This is a genomic window from Rathayibacter agropyri (assembly GCF_013249015.1).
Lineage (GTDB): Bacteria > Actinomycetota > Actinomycetes > Actinomycetales > Microbacteriaceae > Rathayibacter > Rathayibacter agropyri.
In genome coordinates this window covers 86692-102380 of record NZ_JABRPL010000004.1, presented here as the reverse complement: position 1 = coordinate 102380, position 15689 = coordinate 86692, and the positions used below count along the sequence as shown (strand labels likewise).

The following is a 15689-nucleotide window of genomic DNA, read 5'->3' as shown; positions in this document are numbered from 1 at the left end:
GAAACTACGCTCCCTTCACGGCGTTGCGAACGAACACGAGGCGACCGCGGGCACCGGGGACAGCGCCCTTGACGAGCAGCAGGCCCTTCTCGGCGTCGACGGAATGCACCTTGAGGTTGAGCACGGTGACGCGCTCGCCACCCATGCGACCGGCCATGCGCATGCCCTTGAACACGCGGCTGGGGGTCGAGGAGGCGCCAATGGAGCCGGGCTTGCGATGGTTGCGGTGCGAACCGTGCGAAGCCGAGACGCCCTTGAAGTTGTGACGCTTCATGACACCGGCGAAGCCCTTGCCCTTGCTGGTGCCGACGACATCGACCTTGGTGCCGGCCTCGAAGACGGCATCGACGGTCAGCTCCTGGCCGGCCGAGTAGTCGGACGCGTCAGAGGTGCGGACCTCGGTGAGGTGGCGACGGGGCGTGACGCCAGCGGCCTCGAAGTGACCGGCGGCGGGCTTGTTCACCTTGCGCGGGTCGACGGCGCCGGCAGCGAGCTGAACGGCGGTGTAGCCGTCCTTCTCCTCCGTGCGGACCTGGGTCACGACGTTGGGGCTGATCTCGATGACGGTGACCGGCACGAGCTTGTTGTTCTCGTCCCAGACCTGGGTCATTCCGAGCTTGGTGCCGAGGAGGCCCTTGCTGGTCTTCAGCGTGGGGGAAACAGTGACAGACATGGTGGCACTCCTCCTTAGAGCTTGATCTCGATGTTGACGTCGGCCGGCAGGTCGAGACGCATGAGGGAGTCGACCGCCTTGGGCGTCGGGTCGATGATGTCGATGAGGCGCTTGTGGGTGCGCATCTCGAAGTGCTCGCGGCTGTCCTTGTACTTGTGAGGCGAACGGATCACGCAGACCACGTTCTTCTCGGTTGGCAGCGGCACGGGGCCGACGACCGTGGCGCCGGCACGGGTGACCGTGTCGACGATCTTGCGCGCCGACGTGTCGATGACCTCGTGGTCGTACGACTTCAGTCGGATGCGGATCTTCTGTCCCGCCATGTGTGATCTCTCACTCTCTTGTTATTGCGTCGTACGCGACTCCCCCGACCGAAGCCGGACTCGTCTCGCATTGGACGCGCTCGCGAAGGAACTCCGGTGACCCGGATACGTGCAACCAGTGTTCTTCTGTCAAAAGCACCGCACCTGGAGCGCTCCGATCGGCATGCAGAACGCACGACGCACGGAGAGCCCGTTGAGATGTCGGTTGTTGTCGTTCTGCTACCCGCCGCCTCAACGTCGCACCCGCTGGGCCGCCCTCTCGGGTCGAGCCTCCGCGATGCGGTCTCGGCACTGCCTGGCAGTGTTCCTCCTTGTGCGGCAGGCCGCGCGGGAAGAAATTTTGAACTAGAGGAGTCTCCCACAGATGCGCCACCCGTGCAACCCGGGCGTGTCGCGTCTCCGGCCCCGGCCCTCCTGCTCCCCGAAATGTCGCGAGATTCCACTTCGCGGACGAGATACCCTGCCACGGAGCCAAATCTCGTCCGATCCGTGCTATCTCGCGGAGGGCACGCCCCGGTGAGTGGGCGGCAGGCCTGCGGTTCGCAACAGAGCGCACAGCGCATGCCGACCGTGGAGATCAGCGAAGGTCCACCGGATCACGCGCAGGCCGAGCGCCCGGAGGCGATCCTCGCGGAGCTTTTCCCTGATGACGACGTCCGCCGGATCCGCACCCGCGAGCATCCGGGGTTGGCGGTACTTCGCGAGACCATCGAACTCGCCGACAGCCGAGCAGCCCGGCCAGTCGAAGTCGACCCTGCCGATGAAGCCGCGATGGTCGTGGAAAGTGCTCTGCAGCGTCGGCATGGGGACACCGCAGTCGACCATCCGCAATCTGCTCACGCTCTCCCCCGCTGAGCCCGCCGCTCCCTCCCCCAGCGCGAGCAGGAAGCGCGCCTGCTTGACTCCGCGGTACCCGCGGAAGTCCTCGATTCGCTCGAGTAGGTCGCCCTTGTCGAGCCCGCCCGACTCCTCGTGAAGCGCATGGTCGATGGCGCTGATCGCGTCCTCGCGGGAAGCGAGGCGCGCCAGATCGAGCACAGTCCGCTCAAGGCTGGTGACAAGATGGCCGTCGCGCTCGACGATGTCGCCGTCCCGGACCCGCTCGCGGTGCCGAACAGTGTCCACCCCATCGGCGACACCTGGCGCCCCGAGGAGATGCACCTGGGCAGGGCTGCGCGAGAGGAGCGGCAGCGCCCACACCGCCGCTGCAGAGTGCAGAGCGAGGACCGGCTCCTCGCCGCCGCGCACTCGGGCGATCGCACGTGCCCTCAGCAGGTGCTGCTCTCGGTCGGGGAGTTCCCCGAACGCGCGCGCCTCCACGAAGACGCCCGGCGCGAGACGACGGTGACGCCCCTTCGATCTGTCGGGTCGGAGCCGGCGCGCATCGGCACCGAGACTGCTCAGTTCGCGAGCAATGAGGAGGTCGGGCATCTGATTCATGAGGGCACCCTGCCGCGCCACCTCCTGCTCACGCTCGCCACGCCCGCGTCTCTGTGGACAGCGCCCCGCCACGCTCCATGTGGAGGAGTGGCCTCGAACCTCGCGAGATCGCCCGTAGCGGTCGAGATCGTCCACCACGGCGCCCTCTCTCGACCGTTTGAGCACATCTCGCGACATTTCGCGAGAACAAGGGCTACTCGAAGAGGAGGGCGCGGATTGTGGTTTCGGCGGAGTTGGGGCGGGAGGGATCGATCGTCTCGCCCGCTCGGAAGTGGTCAAGCAGGCGGGGGTCGACGTAGCTGGTGCGGGCCACGGTGGGGGTGTTGCCGAGGACGTCGGACGCGTCGCGCATGGCCTGCGCGATTGCAGCGTTCCGTGCGCGCTGGGTGGGCTGCGGGCCTGCCTTGGCGAGGCTCAGGGCGGCGGCGACCGTGCCGTGCAGTGTGCGGAAGTCCTTCGCGGTGAAGTCGTCGCCGGCGCGCTCGCGCACGTAGTCGTTGATCTCGGAAGCTCCGATGGGCCGCCACACCCGCCCGTCCTTCCAGGCCAGCAGGCGCGCGTTCGGGCCGCGGCGTTTGAGCGCACGAACCACTCGCGAGAGATCGCGGTCGAGAATTTCGCTCGTCCAGGCCTGATGGCTCTTGCCGGGGAACGCCAGCGCCACCCGGTCGCCGTGCGTCGTCGCGTGCGAGCAGAGCAACGTCGAGAGGCCGATGCTGCCGTGCTCCTTTGCGTAGCGCTCGCTGCCGACGCGGAGGGAACCGGTGTCGAGCATGCGGAAGGCGGTCGCGAGGGCGCGATCGCGCGTCGGTCCCTCGGATCGCAGTGCCAGGGTGACCGCGCGCCGAGCGCCGGGCAGGGCCTCCGCCAGCCTCAGCGCCCGGTCGAACTTGATCCGGTCTTTCTGCTCGCGCCAGGTGGGATGGTAGATGTACTGCCGCCGCCCTGCCGCGTCGATGCCCATCGCCTGGATGTGGCCGTTGGGGTACGGCGCGATCCAGACGTCCTTCCAGGCCGGCGGAATACCCAGCGCATCGAACCGCGAGCGCAGTTCCTGGTCGGTGACCGTCGCGCCCCGAGGATCGCGGTAACTGAACCCGGATCCCGCCCTGACCCGGGTGTAGCCACGTCCGCTTGAGTCGGTCCTGCGGAGTCGTTGAGCACGAGTGTCAGCCATCGCTGCGACCCTAGGGTGCCATCGCAGGCGGCCGCACCCGCTTGACGCCGGGGCGGATCAGCGCGAGGAGAGGAGTCAGTCGTTCCCCACGCGCTTGTCGGCCTGACGCTTAACATCCTCGATGCGCTCGTCGTACTGGCCATTGGTGAGGCGGCTGGCAATCTCACTGGTCTTCTCGAGCACCTGGTCAGAGACCTCCTCGGCCTTCTCGCTCCGAAGCGCCTCCTGTGCCTTCTCACTGTTCAGCAGTTCGCCGGCCTTCTGTCCAAGCTTCCCGAAATCCACGATGATGCCTCCTTGTCGACGCGCACGGCAGTGACGCGTGCCTCAGTGTGGCGCACCAATTGAGCGAATGGGGCGGCGCGCCGGTCAGCTCGTCAGCGCGAGCACTCGAGCCGCGGCCTCGGACAGGGCACGGCCGTAGGAGGGGCCGTGACCGGCAGCGTGTACTGCGAGCGGATGGAGCTGGTGCAGCGGTACCCGCTCCTTGAGACCTGCAGCGAGCGGATGCTCGTCGCGGTAGCCCTCGAGAATCACGTCAAGGTGTGGCGCCCCGAACAGGGCGAGCATCGCCAGGTCGGTCTCGCGATGGCCGCCGTGCGCGGCGGGATCGATCAGCACGGCGCCCTTGGCGGACCAGAGCACATTGCCGGTCCAGAGGTCACCGTGGATCCTGGCGGGGGCGGAGTCATCGTCGAGGGCGCCGTCTGCCACCCTGTCCAGAGCGCGCTCGACGGTCCGGGCGCCGTCCGGGGCGAGGTTGCCGGCGTCGACGGCGGGAGCGAGGAACGGTCGCACCCGCTGCTCCGCGTAGAAGCGCCCCCAGGACATCTCGGGCTCGCACGGCATCGACCGCCGACCAATGTAGGCGGGACCGGACCAGCCCGCGGGAGGGGCGCCGAACGCCTCCGCCCCGGCGCCGTGCGTCCGGGCGAGCGCCCGGCCGAACGCCCGTGCCGCTTCGGCCGTGGGCCGCACTGAGCGCACCTCCTCCAGCTCTATCCGCTCCGACGAGACCGCGAGCACGTCGACGCAGGCCGCTCCCCCGCGGGCCTCGCGCAGCCAGTCGAGGCCGGCTGCCTCCCACTCGAAAAACTGCGGGCGTGCGTCGGGGTCGCTCTTCACGAAGGACATGCGATCACGCTAGCCAGGCTCTGCGCTGCACGACACCGGGAACGACGAGAGGGGCCGCCCGCACAACGCGGACGACCCCTCTCGAGAGATCGGTAGGACGGACCTACTTGATGATCTTGGTAACCGTTCCGGCACCCACGGTGCGTCCACCCTCACGGATGGCGAAGCCGAGGCCCTCCTCCATGGCGATCGGCTGAATCAGCGCGACGGTCATGTCGGTGGTGTCGCCGGGCATGACCATCTCGGTGCCCTCAGGCAGCGTGATGACGCCGGTGACGTCGGTGGTGCGGAAGTAGAACTGCGGGCGGTAGTTCGCGTAGAACGGGTTGTGACGCCCACCCTCGTCCTTCGACAGGATGTACGCGGTGCCCTCGAAGTCGGTGTGCGGCGTGACCGAACCCGGCTTGACGACGACCTGGCCGCGCTCGACGTCCTCGCGCTTGGTACCGCGCAGGAGCAGACCGCAGTTCTCGCCGGCCCAGGCCTCGTCGAGCTGCTTGTGGAACATCTCGATACCGGTGACCGTGGTCTTCTGCGTCGGACGGATACCGACGATCTCGACCTCGGAGTTCAGAGCGAGGGTTCCACGCTCCGCACGGCCGGTGACGACGGTTCCACGACCGGTGATCGTGAAGACGTCCTCGATCGGCATGAGGAACGGCTTGTCCTTGTCGCGCACCGGGTCCGGGATCGACTCGTCAACCGCGTCCATCAGGTCGAGGATCGACTGGGTCCAGGCCTCGTCGCCCTCGAGGGCCTTAAGGCCGGAGACACGGACGACCGGAGCGTCGTCGCCCGGGAAGCCCTGGGACGAGAGGAGCTCGCGGACCTCAAGCTCAACGAGCTCCAGGATCTCCTCGTCGTCCACCATGTCGGCCTTGTTCAGGGCGACCAGGAGGTAGGGGACGCCGACCTGCTTGGCGAGGAGGACGTGCTCGCGGGTCTGAGCCATCGGGCCGTCGGTAGCGGCAACCACGAGGATCGCGCCGTCCATCTGAGCCGCGCCGGTGATCATGTTCTTGATGTAGTCAGCGTGACCGGGGGCGTCGACGTGCGCGTAGTGGCGCTTCGGCGTCTCGTACTCGACGTGCGAGATGTTGATCGTGATGCCGCGCTGGCGCTCCTCAGGAGCGGAGTCGATCGACGCGAAGTCACGCTGGACGTTGGTCGCGGACGGGAACTTGTCCGCAAGAACCTTCGAGATCGCCGCCGTGAGCGTGGTCTTTCCGTGGTCGACGTGACCGATGGTTCCGATGTTGACGTGCGGCTTGGTCCGCTCGAACTTGGCCTTAGCCACTGTGGGTCCTCCTCAGGACTTAGGTGCAAGCATCCGCATCCGATCACCGCACGGGGCGGCATGAGGACAGGAGGACTTGCGGGGGTTTGTGTAGTGATGTTACCGGCAGTGGTCGTGCGGCCGTCCCGCTGCGACAGGGGGGCGCGCTGCACTCGGCAGCAAACCCGCACGACACTACCAGGCCGCCGCCGCTCCGGGGAACGGCGACGGCCCCAGAGCGGAGCTACTCGCCCTTGTTCTTCTGAACGATCTCCTCGGCCACGGCCTTAGGGACCTCGGAGTAGGTTTCGAAGGTCATCGAATAGACGGCCCGGCCCGAGGTCTTCGAGCGCAGGTCACCGATGTAGCCGAACATCTCGGACAGCGGGACGTTGGCCCGGATGACCTTGATGCCGGTCGCGTCCTCCATCGACTGGATCATGCCGCGACGCGAGTTGAGGTCGCCGATGACATCGCCCATGTACTCCTCGGGAGTACGGACCTCGACGGCCATGAGCGGCTCGAGGAGGACGGGCTGCGCCTTGCGCGAAGCCTCCTTGAACGCGATCGAGCCGGCAATCTTGAACGCCATTTCGGATGAGTCGACGTCGTGCGCGGCTCCGTCAACGAGGGTCGCCTTGACGCCCACCATCGGGTATCCGGCGAGAACGCCCACCTGCATGGCGTCGCGGATGCCCGCGTCGACCGAAGGGATGTACTCGCGGGGCACGCGTCCACCCGAGACGCCGTTGACGAACTCGTAGGTCTTGTCGGCGTCGACCTCCATCGGCTCGATGGTGATCTGGACCTTCGCGAACTGGCCGGAGCCACCCGTCTGCTTCTTGTGGGTGTAGTCGTACTTCTCGACCGTGCGGCGAATCGTCTCGCGATACGCCACCTGCGGCTTGCCGACGTTCGCCTCGACATTGAACTCGCGCTTCATGCGGTCCACGAGAATGTCGAGGTGCAGCTCGCCCATTCCCTTGATGACCGTCTGACCGGTCTCCTGGTTCTGCTCGGTGCGGAAGGTGGGATCCTCCTCCGCGAGCTTCTGGATCGCGGTACCGAGCTTCTCCTGGTCGGCCTTCGTCTTGGGCTCGATGGCGACCTCGATAACGGGCTCCGGGAAGGTCATCGACTCGAGGACGACCTGCGCCTGCGGGTCGCTCAGGGTGTCACCGGTGGTGGTGTCCTTGAGGCCGATGACCGCGTAGATGTGGCCGGCGGTGACCGAGTCGACCGGGTTCTCCTTGTTGGAGTGCATCTGGAAGATCTTGCCGATGCGCTCCTTCTTGCCCTTGGTCGAGTTGATGACCTGAGCACCGGAGTCGAGCTTGCCCGAGTACACCCGGACATAGGTGAGGCGCCCGAAGAACGGGTGCACAGCGACCTTGAATGCGAGCGCCGAGAAGGGCTCGGTCGAGTCGGCGTGACGCAGGATGACCTTCTCCTCATCGCGAACGTCGTGTGCCTCGATGGCGGGGACGTCGAGCGGGGAGGGGAGGTAATCGATGACCGCGTCGAGCATCGGCTGAACGCCGCGGTTCTTGAACGCGGAACCGCACAGCACGGGGTAGATGTCCGAGTTGACGGTGAGCTTGCGGATCGCGGCCTTGATCTCGGCCACGGTCAGCTCCTCGCCGCCGAAGTACTTCTCGAGCAACTCGTCGGAGGTCTCGGCGACCGTCTCGAGGAGCTTGTGACGGTACTCGGCTGCCTTGTCGGCGAGATCCGCGGGGATCTCCTCGATCTCGTACTTGGCGCCGAGCGCGACGTCTCCCTTGGAGTCACCGCGCCAGGTGAGCGCGCGCATCTCGACCAGGTCGATGACTCCCTCGAACGACGACTCGGCGCCGATCGGGAGCTGGATGACCAGCGGCTTCGCGCCGAGGCGGTTGATGATGGTGTCGACCGTGTAGTAGAAGTCGGCGCCGAGCTTGTCCATCTTGTTGACGAAGCAGATGCGCGGGACATCGTACTTGTCGGCCTGACGCCAGACGGTCTCGGACTGGGGCTCGACGCCCTCCTTGCCATCGAAGACGGCAACGGCGCCGTCAAGGACGCGAAGCGAGCGCTCGACCTCGACCGTGAAGTCGACGTGGCCCGGGGTGTCGATGATGTTGATCTGGTTCTTGTTCCAGAAGCAGGTGGTCGCGGCGGACGTGATCGTGATGCCGCGCTCCTGCTCCTGCGCCATCCAGTCCATCGTCGCGGCGCCGTCGTGGACCTCGCCGATCTTGTGCGTGATACCCGTGTAGAACAGGATGCGCTCGGTGGTGGTGGTCTTGCCAGCATCGATGTGGGCCATGATGCCGATGTTGCGGACCTTGTTCAGGTCGGTGAGCACATCTTGTGCCACGGAGTTCCTCCGATAGGTGATGGAGCCAGCGCACCGGGTTCTTGGCCGAATGGCTGGGGGTCTTGTGGTGGCGGATCTCCCGGTCGCGGGGATCGGGAGATCCGCCGCCGGGACCGGGTCCGCAGCGCTGCCGCTGCGGACCCGGCGGTCGCGGTCGCCAGAGACGGCCGCGGGGTGCGCTACCAGCGGTAGTGCGCGAAGGCCTTGTTCGACTCGGCCATCTTGTGGGTGTCCTCGCGACGCTTCACAGCGGCGCCCAGACCGTTCGACGCGTCGAGGATCTCGTTCATAAGACGCTCGGTCATCGTCTTCTCGCGACGGGCCTTCGCGTAGCTGGTGAGCCAGCGCAGCGCGAGGGTGTTGGCGCGGTGCGGCTTGACCTCGACCGGGACCTGGTAGGTCGAGCCGCCGACGCGGCGGCTGCGGACCTCGAGGGTCGGACGGACGTTGTCGAGCGCCTTCTTGAGGGTGACGACCGCATCCTGGCCGTTCTTGGCAGAGACGCCTTCGAGGGCACCGTAGACGATGCGCTCGGCGAGGCCCTTCTTGCCGTCCAGAAGGATCTTGTTGACGAGCTGGCTGACGATCGGAGCGCCGTAGACGGGGTCTGCGACGACGGGGCGCTTGGGAGCGGGGCCCTTACGAGGCATTACTTCTTCTCCATCTTCGCGCCGTAGCGGCTGCGAGCCTGCTTGCGGTTCTTGACGGCCTGGGTGTCCAGGGCGCCGCGAACGATCTTGTAGCGGACACCGGGGAGGTCCTTCACGCGACCGCCGCGCACGAGCACCATCGAGTGCTCCTGCAGGTTGTGGCCCTCGCCGGGGATGTAGGCGGTGACCTCGGTGCCGTTGGAGAGCTTCACGCGGGCCACCTTGCGGAGGGCCGAGTTCGGCTTCTTGGGCGTGGTCGTGTAGACGCGCGTGCAGACGCCGCGCTGCTGGGGGTTGGCCTTCAGGGCGGGAGCCTTGGTCTTGGTGACCTTCGGCGTGCGTCCCTTGCGGACCAACTGCTGAATCGTTGGCACTGGTTTGCTCCTTGGATGCTGCACGGTGACAGCGGATCGATGGTCGACATTCGGCCTGCCCGTCTCCGGAACGGCCGAGTTCATCTGGACCCGACGCACTCCTCACGCCCGCGAGCGGGCCAAGGAGAGTGAGGGGTATGCCGTGGGGGCCGCCCGAGCGGACGAACCCGCGGATCCTTGCGGACCCGGTGGAGCGACATGCGGCGATTGCGTCGGCCCGAAGGCACGACACAAGCGCACGGCACAGCGCACACCCGGAGAATATTACGGGGAGTGACGGGGCCGGTCAACCGACGGGCGTTCGCCTGCGGAGAGCACCGCCTCCGCGCTGGTCATTCGCGCTCGTCGCCCTCCCAGCCCCAGTGCGGCGTTCCACCGCCCGCATCACGTCGGGCGAGGAGCAGCAGGAAGGCGGTCTGCACCGCTGCAGCGAGCACCCCTGCCGCGAGGGCGAACGCGGTCGGCGCATGGTGCAGCATCCAGCCGAAGATCTCGCTCGGCTCCTGCTTCCCGAGACCGTAGAGCGCACCTCCGGTGAGGAGGAAGAGCAGGTAGACGACGACTCCTGTGAGCAGCGACGGACCAATCACGCGATGCACCGCCGGGCGCGCGGCGAGCGTGATCATCGCGATCAGCACGGCGACCACGCACACGGCGACGGACACCGGCCCGAGAATCGGCCCAGCATCGCGCTCAGGCACGACATCCTGATCGAGGAGCAGGCTGAGTACTCCGAATGCGCAGACAACGAGCGCGAGGTAGAGGAAGGCGGCGAAGCCAGCGAGAGCGAGACCGTAGCCCAACCCCGACCCGCGCCCCTGCCCCGGGGCGCTCACGACGACGCGGCGGCTTCCCGCTCAGCGTTGCGACGCTTAACCCCGCGAGCGCGAGCGGCGATGAGAGCGCCGCCCCAGACAGTGGCTTCGCGGCCGAGGACGCCCGCAGCGAGGACGGATGCGAGGACGACGGGATCGCGGAGGTGGTCGACGAGCGGCGAGGAGGCGGCCGGAACGGCGAGTCCGCCGACGGCGCTCCAGCTGCCGACGAAAGCAGCTGCGGCGGTGAGCACGGCGACGAGGAAGCCGCCGAGGACGTAGGCCCACCATCCTGCGCGGTTCACAACCAGCACGATCAGGGCGAGGCCGATAAAGAAGGCGGCCACCGGCGCGAGGAACAGGGCCGTCAGCGCCTGAGCGAGGCCGAGGGCGACGGGATCGCCGCCGGTCCGGTCGCCGAGGAGGCGGATCACGGTGAGGGCGATGAGGTAGAGCGCTGCGAAGAACGCCGTGGTCAGCAGGGCAAGAGCGACGCCCGCGACGCGGTTCCCGGAGCGCACCACCGGCTCCGGCTCTGCCTCGACCACTCCGAGGGTGGTGGGAGCGACAGTCGTCGGAGCCTCCGCGGACTCGGAGGTCGATGGTCGTTCGGTCTCGGGTTCGGGCCAGACGTACTCCCGGGTCGGCTCGGGTCCGGTTCCGCCGGACGTCTCGGTCGCGGCGGGTATCCGCGGGGTCTCGGCGTCGCTGCTCCAGGTCACCCGGACAGCATAGGCACGGGTCCCTCGTCCGCCCGGTGCGCCGCGCGGTTCTGCGCCTCACGAGGGAGAGAACCTCTGCGCCTACTCCAGCGGGTGGAGGAGGCGGTGCAGGAACTGCCGGGTCCGCGGCTCGCGCGGCTCCCGGAGCACCTGCGCAGGAGTGCCGCGCTCCACGACCGCGCCCTCTGCCATGAAAACGACCTCCGACGCCACCTGCCGGGCGAACTCGAGCTCATGGGTTACGACGAGCATCGTCCAGCCCTCCCCCGCCAGCTCCCGCATCAGAGACAGGACGTCGCCGACCAGCTCCGGGTCGAGTGCGGAGGTGGGCTCGTCGAAGAGCAAAAGATCGGGGCGAAGGGCGAGCGCTCGGACGATGCCCACCCGTTGCTGCTGTCCTCCGGAGAGCTCGAAGGGGTACGCGCCGCCGCGGCCACCGAGACCCACTCGCTCAAGCAGCTGCTCCGCCTGGGCGACCACCTCTGTCGCTGGGCGGCGCTGCACGCGGACCGGCCCCTCGGTCACGTTCTGCAGCACGGTCAGGTGCGGGAAGAGATTGAAGTGCTGGAAGACCATCGCGGAGCGGTCGCGCAGCACGGTCAATGCCTTCTTACCGACAGGACGTGCGAAGTCGAGCACACTGCCGTCGGCGAGCTCGACGACTCCGCCGTCGGGCACGTCGAGGCCATTGAGCGAGCGCAGCACAGTGGTCTTGCCCGATCCGGAGGGACCAATCAGGGCGACAACCTCGCCCCGGCGCACCTGGATGTCGATGCCACGGAGCACCTCCACGCCGCCGAAGGACTTGCGGAGGCCGTGGGCGGTCAGAACGGGACGCGCATCAGTCGGAGTATCAGCGGGCGACATAGCGGTCCAATCGCTTCTCGAGCAGACCCTGGCCACTTGAGAGCACCAGGCAGATCACCCAGTAGATCAGAGCCGCCTCGAGGTAGAGCAGCATGAACTCGCTGGAGGCGGTCGCGATCTTCTGCGCCTGCCGGAAAAGTTCCGTCACCAGGATGAGCGACGCGAGTGAGGTGTCCTTCACCAGCGAAATGAAGGTGTTCGAAAGCGGCGGCACCGACACCCGCGCGGCCTGAGGCAGGATGATCCGCCGTAACGCCAGCGAACGACCCATGCCGATGGTGTGCGCTGCCTCCCACTGCCCCTTCGGGACGCTGAGAATGGCGGCGCGAATCACCTCCGCTGCATAACCGCCGACGTTGAGGGCAAAGGCGATGATCGCGCTCGGCCACGGATCGATCTTGATTCCCAAGCTCGGCAGTCCGTAGAAGATCACGAACAGCTGCACCAGGAGCGGCGTCCCGCGAATGATGGAGACGTACGCCCGCGCGATCCACGACAGGATCCGCACCCGCGACAGGCGCATCAGCGCGACGGCCAACGCGATCGCCAGACCGAGGACAAAGCTCGCGAGAGCGAGCGGGATCGTCCCGACGATGCCCCCGGAGAGGATCGGCCACAACGACCGCAGTGCTAGATCCATGTCTTCTCCCACCTCAGCGCGAAAAGACCGCGGTTGGCTTGGTCGGGTGATGGTGGTGAGCAGAACGGGTCGCGTCTGCTCTCAGCAGGCACGCATCGATACTCGCACGTGAACTGCGCGCAATGGAGTCCTCCGCGGTCGGCTCGCACAGATGACGGTGTCGCACAGAGCGGGTCGCGGACGCTCCCCCGGACATGCTCGGAGGGAGGGCTACTGGGTGATATCGGTTCCGAAGTAGCGGGTTGAAATGGAGGCGAGAGTGCCGTCGGCCCGCAGCTCGTCGAGGGCGGAATCGACGGCGGCGACGAGATCGTCCGAGCCCTTCGGGAAGGCAAAGGCACTTGCAGAGGTGTCGTCGATAGTGACGGCGACCTTGAGGCCGGCGGCCTGATCGGGGTAGTTCGTGGACCAGTCGAGCCAGGTGAGGCGGTCGTTGACCGTCGCGTCGACTCGGCCCTGCTCAACGAGGGCGATGGCCTGAGCCCAGCCCTCTACTCCCTCGACCTCGGCGCCGTTCTCCTTTGCCACAGTGGACCAATTGCTCGAGAGCGACTGCGCAGTGGTCTTGCCCGACAGGCCCGCGAGGTCGGTGATCGAGGTGTCGCTGGCAGGGACGATCACGACGCCGGGGCTGAGGGAATAGGGCTCCGAGAGGTCATACTTCGCCTTGCGCTCGTCGTTGATGGAGACCTGATTCGCGATGACATCGAAGCGGTCGCCATCCAGACCCGCGAACATCGCGTCCCACTGGGTCTCCTCGAACTCGGGCTCAACGCCGAGCTTCCCCGCGACCGCGGTGATGACATCGACGTCGTAGCCGGTCAGCGCGCCGGTGCCGCCGTCGGCATGAAACGAGAAGGGCTGGTAGGTACCCTCGGTGCCGATGGTCAGCTTCCCGGCCTCCTTGACCTCCGCCAGAGTCAGCCCGGAGTTCGCGGATGCCGTGCTCTCGCCCGAGGACCCCGAGACGACATCGTTCGTCGAGGCAGGGGCGCAGCCGGCAAGGACCAGGGCGGCGGCGGCGATGGTCGTGCCGAGCAGGACGCGCAGAGGCGGGCGGGCGGAGAGGGTCACAGTGTCTGTCCTTCGGTGCATCACGGAGTCGTCGCGACCCCGCTGCACCAGAGGGGCGAGGGGGTCAACGACGGGACGGGTCGTCCGGGAGGCGACCGCATCCCCGCGGTACCGCCCAAGGTGACAGTAACCGGCAGAGGGGTCGCACCTATTCCCGGATGTCGCTGCGTGACGGCAGCAGCGCGGCAAGGAAATCCTCTGCACCGGCCACCTCGTCGCTCGTCAAACCCGCGACCGAGTCCGGCCGGACGAGGTGGAACGGCGTGCTCTGCTCGCGCGCCCAGGCGTAGGCGTCCTCGCGGAGATTGTCGTCGATCCAGACCACCGCGTCGATCGGACCGCGTTCGCGTGCTTCGTCGAGCCAGGCGGCGACCGGCTGCAGCTTTCCGGTCTGCCCGGGGAAGCGCGGGTCGCGCGGGAGACCGCCGTCAAACACAATCGCCTCGGTACTGCTCGGGAGACCGAGGTCGCGTGCGAGGACGGAGGTGAGCCGGGGCGGCCAGGTTGTGGCCCAGACGACAGTCCCCACCGCGGCGAGGCGGCGAACCAGCTCCTCCCGAGCGGGCGTCAGCTCGAGACGGTGGCTGCTTGCGGCGCGGTCACTACGGACGGAGGGGTTGAGGACGCCGTCGACGTCGAGCAGGATCAGCGCGGCCATGCCTGCCACCGTAGCGGCGGCGGGACGTACACCGCGAGGCGCGCGGTAGCGTGACGGGATGCCTCCCTCGCTCGTGCTATCCGACGGCCGTGTGGCTACGCTCGAGCCGGACCCGGTACGCCCCGATGCCCTGCTGCTCACCGTCGACGGCGCGGAGCAGTCGCTGATCGACCCGCGCGATCCTCGGGCGCTCCCCCTGGAGTACATGGCTCGACTCGGCGCGGTGGTCGACGCCATTGCGCCTGCAAACCACCCGCTCCGCGTGCTGCACCTGGGCGCGGGTGGCCTCTCGCTCGTTCGGTACGTCGCGGCAACCCGTCCTGGGTCCGAGCAGCTTGCGGTGGAGCGGGCAGAGGGCCTGGTCGAGTTCGTGCTCGCTCACGCTCCACTCCCTCCCGGCGCCCGACTGCGACTGGTAACAGGGGACGCGGCGAGTCCGCTTCCCGAATGGAATGCAGACCTCGTCGTGCTCGATGTCTACGACGGCGACGAGATCCCCGAGGCGTTCTACGCGGCCGATGTCCTCGCGCGCCTCACCGCACACTGCGGCGAACATGGCCTGCTCGCGGTCAACGTCGCCGACGATGCCGACCACCGCCGACTCGAGCGGCTGCGCGCGGCCCTGGAGACCTCGCTTCCGGTCACGGTCGCGGTCGCCTCGACAGCGTTCCTCGAGGGACGCACGAGCGGCAACGCGATCCTGCTCGGCTCACGCTCCGGACGTGCCTCGCGGATCGCTGGCCATCTGCTGCGCGCCGGACCGCACCCGGTCGCTGCTGCGCCGGATCGCGACGTCGTGGTCACCGAGGTGCCGGTAGAAGTCGATCCGTGACTCCAGGACGACCCCGGCCTCGAGGAACTTCGCTCGGATCCGCTTGATGTAGGTCCGCACGGTGTGCTCTGCGACGTCGAGGTCGAGCGCGACCGTCCGCACAGCGGCACCCGATCCGTAGGCGCGCATCACGCGGCTTTCCTGCGGGCTCAGCACCGGTCGACGCTCCTCAAGGCCGTGCACGAGGCGGTGGCGGGCGGTGTCCGAGACCCAGGTCCGGCCCGACGCCACCGAGACGACGGCGGCGGCGAGCTCGGTGGGGTCATCGCCCTTCCAGACGAAGGCCGAGCGTTCGCGGCGCAGCACGGCGCGCGCCGGCTGCATCGAGTCGGAGGAGGAGAGGACGACGAGGCCGACGGCGCGCTCGGAGGCGCTCTCGATCGCGGCCGCGATCTCGTCCCCCGGCACGCCGTCGAGGTCGAGGACCGCGATCGTCTCGATCCCGGCCTCGCCCTCCGCTCGGGAGAACTGCGGCAGCAGTTCCAGGAGTAGCGCGCGCAGCGCAGCGCGGCTGATCGCCGGGCCGTCGACGACGGCCAACGCGAAGCGATGAAATTCGGTCACTGAGATCCCCTTGCAGGGACAGGTCCGGGTCCGCCCCGGCTGCACGGTAGCGGCTACGTGTCGCGATCCGCATGTCTTGCGACATTCCGTCTCAATTTCGCGACTCGTCAG

17 protein-coding genes are annotated in these 15689 nt (G+C 67.7%); all 17 read right to left on the bottom strand.

Annotated elements, in window-relative coordinates; translation table 11 throughout:
• Positions 1-4: 4 nt before the first annotated feature.
• Positions 5-673 (bottom strand): 50S ribosomal protein L3, encoded by a 669-nt coding sequence (gene rplC / locus HRF29_RS11440; RefSeq protein WP_173248908.1) that lies wholly within the window; start codon positions 671-673, stop codon positions 5-7.
• 14 nt (positions 674-687) lie between these two features.
• On the bottom strand, positions 688-996 hold the full coding sequence (rpsJ, locus tag HRF29_RS11435; protein ID WP_005050520.1) for a 30S ribosomal protein S10: 309 nt from the start codon (positions 994-996) through the stop codon (positions 688-690).
• A 492-nt stretch (positions 997-1488) separates the two neighbouring features.
• A complete protein-coding gene (locus tag HRF29_RS11430; protein WP_173248906.1) occupies positions 1489-2436 on the bottom strand; it encodes a hypothetical protein in 948 nt (315 codons plus the stop codon).
• 193 nt (positions 2437-2629) lie between these two features.
• The gene (locus tag HRF29_RS11425; protein WP_173248904.1) at positions 2630-3613 is read right to left on the bottom strand and encodes a DNA topoisomerase IB; all 984 of its coding nucleotides are present in this window, start codon (positions 3611-3613) and stop codon (positions 2630-2632) included.
• A 75-nt stretch (positions 3614-3688) separates the two neighbouring features.
• Entirely contained in the window at positions 3689-3898 is a 210-nt protein-coding gene (locus HRF29_RS11420) for an Rv0909 family putative TA system antitoxin (RefSeq protein ID WP_173248902.1), read from the bottom strand.
• 84 nt (positions 3899-3982) lie between these two features.
• Positions 3983-4747 (bottom strand): fructosamine kinase family protein, encoded by a 765-nt coding sequence (locus tag HRF29_RS11415; RefSeq protein WP_173248900.1) that lies wholly within the window; start codon positions 4745-4747, stop codon positions 3983-3985.
• 103 nt (positions 4748-4850) lie between these two features.
• Entirely contained in the window at positions 4851-6044 is a 1194-nt protein-coding gene (gene tuf / locus HRF29_RS11410; RefSeq protein ID WP_173248898.1) for an elongation factor Tu, read from the bottom strand.
• Between the two features lie 223 nt (positions 6045-6267).
• Complete coding sequence (gene fusA, locus HRF29_RS11405) at positions 6268-8382, bottom strand: elongation factor G (RefSeq protein WP_173248896.1); 2115 nt, start codon at positions 8380-8382, stop codon at positions 6268-6270.
• 179 nt (positions 8383-8561) lie between these two features.
• Complete coding sequence (gene rpsG / locus HRF29_RS11400) at positions 8562-9032, bottom strand: 30S ribosomal protein S7 (protein ID WP_104265237.1); 471 nt, start codon at positions 9030-9032, stop codon at positions 8562-8564.
• Positions 9032-9406, bottom strand: a complete 375-nt coding sequence (gene rpsL / locus HRF29_RS11395) for a 30S ribosomal protein S12 (protein ID WP_011186743.1) — start codon at positions 9404-9406, stop codon at positions 9032-9034. The genes rpsG and rpsL overlap by 1 nt, the downstream gene beginning before the upstream one ends.
• Before the next feature lie 332 nt (positions 9407-9738).
• Entirely contained in the window at positions 9739-10242 is a 504-nt protein-coding gene (locus HRF29_RS11390) for a DUF6121 family protein (RefSeq protein WP_173248894.1), read from the bottom strand.
• Complete coding sequence (locus HRF29_RS11385) at positions 10239-10943, bottom strand: hypothetical protein (protein ID WP_173248892.1); 705 nt, start codon at positions 10941-10943, stop codon at positions 10239-10241. The genes HRF29_RS11390 and HRF29_RS11385 overlap by 4 nt, the downstream gene beginning before the upstream one ends.
• Positions 10944-11024: 81 nt before the next feature.
• Positions 11025-11810: an amino acid ABC transporter ATP-binding protein gene (locus HRF29_RS11380; RefSeq protein WP_173248890.1), complete on the bottom strand. Its 786-nt coding sequence runs from the start codon at positions 11808-11810 to the stop codon at positions 11025-11027.
• On the bottom strand, positions 11797-12450 hold the full coding sequence (locus HRF29_RS11375; RefSeq protein WP_173248885.1) for an amino acid ABC transporter permease: 654 nt from the start codon (positions 12448-12450) through the stop codon (positions 11797-11799). The genes HRF29_RS11380 and HRF29_RS11375 overlap by 14 nt, the downstream gene beginning before the upstream one ends.
• A 210-nt stretch (positions 12451-12660) precedes the next feature.
• Positions 12661-13524 carry an amino acid ABC transporter substrate-binding protein gene (locus tag HRF29_RS11370; RefSeq protein WP_343043727.1) on the bottom strand — a complete coding sequence of 288 codons (864 nt, stop codon included), beginning with the start codon at positions 13522-13524 and terminating at the stop codon, positions 12661-12663.
• 148 nt (positions 13525-13672) lie between these two features.
• Positions 13673-14182 carry an HAD domain-containing protein gene (locus HRF29_RS11365; protein ID WP_173248881.1) on the bottom strand — a complete coding sequence of 170 codons (510 nt, stop codon included), beginning with the start codon at positions 14180-14182 and terminating at the stop codon, positions 13673-13675.
• Between the two features lie 709 nt (positions 14183-14891).
• The gene (locus tag HRF29_RS15370; protein WP_173248879.1) at positions 14892-15578 is read right to left on the bottom strand and encodes a LuxR C-terminal-related transcriptional regulator; all 687 of its coding nucleotides are present in this window, start codon (positions 15576-15578) and stop codon (positions 14892-14894) included.
• Between the last annotated feature and the right edge of the window lie 111 nt (positions 15579-15689).